The 5,099-nt window shown below is 54.5% G+C and carries 6 protein-coding genes; 4 read left to right on the top strand and 2 right to left on the bottom strand.

Going from position 1 to position 5,099, the window contains the following annotated elements:
* Positions 1 to 792 (bottom strand): LysR family transcriptional regulator (locus IE038_RS23670; protein ID WP_189396396.1); only part of this gene is annotated, 792 nt, incomplete at its 3' end.
* Between the two features lie 257 nt (positions 793 to 1,049).
* Here IE038_RS23670 and IE038_RS23665 point away from each other — a divergent pair.
* Genes IE038_RS23665 through IE038_RS23655 form a run of 3 tightly spaced genes read left to right on the top strand, consistent with a single transcriptional unit; the run spans position 1,050 to position 3,866 of the window.
* A complete protein-coding gene (locus tag IE038_RS23665) occupies positions 1,050 to 1,469 on the top strand; it encodes a GtrA family protein (protein WP_010951446.1) in 420 nt (139 codons plus the stop codon).
* A complete protein-coding gene (locus IE038_RS23660; protein ID WP_010951445.1) occupies positions 1,435 to 2,418 on the top strand; it encodes a glycosyltransferase family 2 protein in 984 nt (327 codons plus the stop codon). The genes IE038_RS23665 and IE038_RS23660 overlap by 35 nt, the downstream gene beginning before the upstream one ends.
* Positions 2,412 to 3,866, top strand: coding sequence for a phospholipid carrier-dependent glycosyltransferase (locus tag IE038_RS23655; RefSeq protein WP_010951444.1), 1,455 nt, complete (start codon positions 2,412 to 2,414; stop codon positions 3,864 to 3,866). Before IE038_RS23660 ends, IE038_RS23655 begins: the two co-directional genes overlap by 7 nt.
* Positions 3,867 to 3,948: 82 nt before the next feature.
* Here IE038_RS23655 and IE038_RS23650 read toward each other — a convergent pair whose 3' ends face one another.
* A complete protein-coding gene (locus tag IE038_RS23650) occupies positions 3,949 to 4,170 on the bottom strand; it encodes a hypothetical protein (RefSeq protein ID WP_010951443.1) in 222 nt (73 codons plus the stop codon).
* A gap of 266 nt (positions 4,171 to 4,436) precedes the next feature.
* Between IE038_RS23650 and IE038_RS23645 the strand changes: the two genes are divergently transcribed.
* Positions 4,437 to 5,024: a hypothetical protein gene (locus IE038_RS23645; RefSeq protein WP_010951442.1), complete on the top strand. Its 588-nt coding sequence runs from the start codon at positions 4,437 to 4,439 to the stop codon at positions 5,022 to 5,024.
* Positions 5,025 to 5,099: the final 75 nt, after the last annotated feature.

Raw genomic sequence — 5,099 nt, 5'->3', positions numbered from 1 at the left:
AATTTCGGAATTAGCGCGCTCCGATTTTTTAACTAGCTGTTGCACTTGCTCCTTGAGGCCGCCGACCCGAGTGGTACCGCCCTGATGCTCAGCCATTATCGATGCCCACTTTCGTGAGCCCGCCAAGATCTCTTCATCCCAAGGGACAACGAGCATGAAGTTGTGCAAATCCAAGCTCTCCACTGGAAGGGTGACGCTTCTTGAATAGCGGCTGGAAATGAACAGGGCGTGCCCAATCCGGCCAAGCCTTTCAAACCTATACGTAGGATGGCGATCAAGCGCGCCTTTATCATCTGGGCTCACCAAAGCGATACCCACATCGACTTCACACTCAGAAAGCATCTGCGTTGTGCATTCTGAATGGATTTCCAGCTGCATTTCGGCATGATCACGCACGTAGGCGACTAGATCGCGGTTTACGATGTCGTTCAGCACTGGCTCTGTGATCGCGATGGTAAGCCTGGGGACTTCCTTTTCACCGGACTTGCCAAGGCCGTCTGGGCCGAAGAGCTGGCACAGGTAATGGCTGACCCTCTCGCCTGTGCGGGTCAGGGCAAGCTTGTTGTGTTTGTAGACAAACACGGGAGCACCAATGTGCTCTTCCAGTTTCTCCAAGCGTTTCCGCAGGCCTACCACTGGCACATTGAGCCCTCGGGCAGCCTGTTTGAAACTGGCACAACGTGCTGTTGCGAAAAACTCTACGGCCAGCTGATCATCAATTGGCAAATCATCCAATATGTCAGGGCTGTAAGGAACAACGCTGCTTGTATATGTTTCATTTTGTGTAACCATTAGGTCCCCCTTAATTCGGGGAATCTATCTCAATGCCACCCGGTGTTTCCTTATCTTGTCAACATTGTAATCCACGGGTCATGCATGCGTTATCGGAAGGCTTTTATTTCGAAAGCGTAATTTTCAGGCAATCCCTCTGATATTGTAGCGTGCTAGCCTAGTGCGCCGACTTGTTACTTACCATATATAGATTCGGCTAATTACGCATTTACATTTAGTTCACTATTTTTTCACCTTTGCCTCCATAGGCTTTGGGCATGGAAAATCAAACCCCACCTCTTACTACCTTACTGATTCGTTATCTGGGGATCGGCTTCATAGCAACGGGAGTCCATTATGCGGTGTTCCTATTGCTGGTTACGACAGAATTCGTTACTCCGTTACTGGCCAGTATCTGTGGCGGCATGGTTGGCGCAATCGCGAGCTTCATTGGAAATAGGGCGCTCTGTTTTGTGGCAGATGGCTCTCGTAAGTTTCAGCCTGTCAGGTTTGCACTGGTCGCGTTAACCACAAACTTCGGCAATGGCGTGGGTATGTGGTTCCTCATCAAGTCGAATCTGTCACCGCTCATCTCCCAAGTCGTAGTGACCTTAAGCCTCACTGCACTTGGATTCATTGCACATCGTTTTTGGACATTCAATCATGCAGACATTACATCGCTTTCCCGAGCGCCCTGATCCCTTGTTAACCATCGTGGTCCCTTGCTTCCAGGAAGAGGAAACCATCCCCGAGTTCCACCAGCGAATCACCCGCGTGGTGAAGCGCTTACCCGTCTCCTGCGAAATCCTCTATGTCGACGACGGCAGTAATGACCGGACGGCCGACATTCTTCGCCACTATCAGGATGGGTCATCTGTACGTTGCCTGTCCCTGAGTCGCAACTTCGGCAAAGAGGCTGCACTGAGCGCCGGGATAGACCATGCCCGTGGCAGTGCGCTGATCTTCATTGATGTCGACCTGCAGGATCCACCAGAGCTCATCGCGGCCATGGTGGACTACTGGCAACGCGGCTACGACGTGGTGAACATGCAGCGCAACCTGAGAATCGGTGATTCGTGGTTCAAGCGCATGAGTGCCCGGGCTTACTACTGGGTCATGCAGCGCCTGGTGGAGAAGGTGGACATGCCGGCCGATGTCAGCGATTTCCGATTGATTGGGCCTGCGCCGCTGGCAGCCCTGCGGGCCCTGGATGAACGCTCCAGGATTCTCAAAGGCATGATCGGCTGGGTAGGCTTTCGTACCATCGAACTGCCCTACAATCGCACTGTTCGCCATGCCGGGAGCACCAAATGGAATGCAGCTGGCCTGTTCAATCTGGCCATCGAGAGCATCGTCAGCTTCTCTCGCAAACCACTGCGCATTTTCAGCCTCATCAGTTTCGGTCTTTTCGTCTCCAGCATCTGCTACATGCTTGCGTCGCTTGTGGCAGGCAGTTTCGACATCCATCACCTGATCGTCGGAATGGCTTCATTCATGTGCGTCGGTGTCGCCATGGTGGGGGAGTACCTGGGCGTGACACTCGCGGAAGTGAAGCGCCGGCCTCTCTATTTCCTGAAGCACAGCAACAAGGCAGATCCCGTGTCACTCCACCCTTCGATGGCTTCGATCGAGGGTAAGAAATGCTGAACCTGAAGAACGAGAGGACGCTGTGGTGGGTCCTGGGTTCGATTTTGCTATTGCGTTTGGTGGGGCTGGGCATCTACCCGCTGATGGACACATCTGAGGCCCGTTACGCTGAAATGGCTCGCAAGATGGTCGAGTTGAATGACTGGATCACGCCCATGTTCGACTACGGGGTACCGTTCTGGGGCAAGCCTCCGTTGTCCTTCTGGACCCAGGCCGCGAGCATGACGGTCTTCGGCGTTAACGAGTTCGCTGCGCGCTTCCCAGCGTGGCTACTCCACCTGGCAAGCTGTTTCATCATCATCAAACTCGGCACGCAGCAGATTTCTCGTAACGCCGGCATCTGGGCTGCCATTATTTTTTCCAGCACCACACTTGGCCTGGTCTCCAGCGGTGTTGTGCTGACTGACCCTGTTTTGTCGTTCTCGATTCTGCTGGCCAGCTACGGTTTCTGGCGTTGGATGAAGTGCGCCAGCAAGGCGGATGCCTACCTGATGTTCGCAGGTCTCGGGCTGGGCTTGCTTGCCAAAGGGCCGCTGACCCTGGTGCTTATGGGGGCGCCGGCATTCGCCTGGTTCGTTATCTACAAGGAATGGGGACGGGTACTGAGGCTTCCCTGGATTAGCGGCCTTGTACTCATGTTCGGTATATCCGTGCCATGGTATGTCGCGGCCGAGATGAAAACGCCCGGCTTCATGGAGTACTTCTTCGTTGGTGAGCACTGGAGCCGCTACGTCGTCAGTAACTGGGCAGGGGACCTCTATGGTAGTGCTCATGCCAAGCCGTACGGCAGCATCTGGATCCAGCTCGGATTGTCGCTACTGCCATGGGCCTTGTTTCTACCACTGTTGATCCGCAAGCGTGGATCGATGCAGCGCTTCAAAGCCTACCTCTGGCTGTGGGCCTTGGCGACACCGGTCTTCTTCACATTTGCAGGCAACATTCTGTGGACCTACCTGCTACCCGCGCTGCCAGCGTGGGCATTGCTGCTGTCTGCACGGGTCAGCGAAGTTGGCCCGAAGACCACCTGGGCTGCCGCTGCGAGCGCATTGGTGTTGCCAATCATCGGTGCGGGCATCATCTACGCCGGGGTACTAGAGGAGCGCCCTCAGAATCAGCGGGATGTGGTTCAAGCCTGGCTCAATGTGCAGTCTGCTCATTCCGCTCCCCTGATCTATCCTGGCCGCCGCTCATACTCGTCGGAGTTTTACAGCAGCGGGAAGTCCGAGAACATCAAGGATCCTGCCAAGTGGCCGCGGGATGGCTCGTTCTATCTGTCCAGGCGCTTGCGAGACAGCAAGGATGGTCTGCCCGCTGATCTAGCTTGCACATCGATCACCGAAGCGAACGCCAGCCAGCTCCTGCTGTGCCATTGGAAACGCCCCGCACAAGGTGCCGAGGGTCTGGCCGGAGAAAGCAATGCGGAAACGCCTCGCAAGAACGAAGGCTAAATTCCAAGCACAAAAAAGCCAGGTTTTACCCTGGCTTTTTTGTCGATTTCTTTCGTCATTTGAAGTCCTATTTAACCGCCGATTAATTGTCGGCTTGTTCCTTACCATCCTTGCTTTCTTTCTTTTGCTCTTGAGCGACTTGTTGTTTGTTCTGGTCCGAAGAGTCATCGCTCCATAGGCGAGCCTGTTCGGTTCGGAAGTTCTCGTTGAACTGTTTCGTTCGCTCGAAGCCGCCTTCAGCGTAAGCGGTACCCATGAGACCCAGCAGCAGGCTGCCAATAGCGATAGATTTGACAAATTTCATTGTGAACCTCGGTTCATACTAGGCCAACCTGATTAGCGGCCTTTGTTGGTTTGTAGTTTAGGAACGCGAAGCTAACGACAAGGTGAGTCAATAATTACAATTCCGTAATTTTGGCTGCAGATAGGATGCGTTAAATCTTCAAATCTGGAAGGATCATGTCTATCTCGGCACTGTCGAGGGCGACTTCGAATTTTCTCTTAAATTACAATTTTGATATCTAGCGCGTTAATTCAGCGCGGCGTTGTTGGCCGCCCTAGGAGATAGCCATGAATGACATAGAGCCCTGGGCAGTTGCTATCGGTGACTTTCGCCGCTGCACTGAAAAACTCACTGTCCAGCTCGATGAGCTGACCTCGCAGACGCGCACCTCCAGCGCTGTTCTGGAGAGGTCGAACGAACTGGTGGAGCAGGTGGACGCTGTCGGCCGGCAGATTCAGGAGGAGGTGCGAAAGGCGGAGAAGGCTTGGTCGAACGCGGAGGAGGTTGCCTTGCGCGCCGCTGCATCAGCGTATTCAGCTGCATGCCGCGGAGTCGACACCGCCATCCAGCCACTGATCTCGGAGCTTACAGCAGCGACAAAGGCGGCGGACGCCTCTATCCAGGAGCTCAAGCGGGCACCGGTGCTGGCCAAGCGTTATGTGATGGTGGTCGCCACGGCGTTCTTCATTCTGGCGCTGATCTGTGTCTACTCGACCATGCGCCTGATCGATGCCGCCGGCAGCGTAAGTGCTCAAGAGAAAGTGAATGCTCAGTACTTCTCACACCTGTGGAAAAACGCCAATCCTGACGAACAGAAGATTATTAAGTCGGTGATTCTGCGGTCGCCCATGGACCCTGTGGTCCTTCGGCACTGATGCATTGAGGCAATCGAGTAGGAGGCGAGTTCACACCCGCCGTCCTCTCACACCACCGTGCGTACGGTTCCGTAC

This window comes from Pseudomonas laurentiana (assembly GCF_014648275.1).
In the GTDB taxonomy this organism is placed as follows: Bacteria; Pseudomonadota; Gammaproteobacteria; order Pseudomonadales; family Pseudomonadaceae; genus Aquipseudomonas; species Aquipseudomonas laurentiana.
This window is presented reverse-complemented; position numbering and strand designations above follow the sequence as displayed.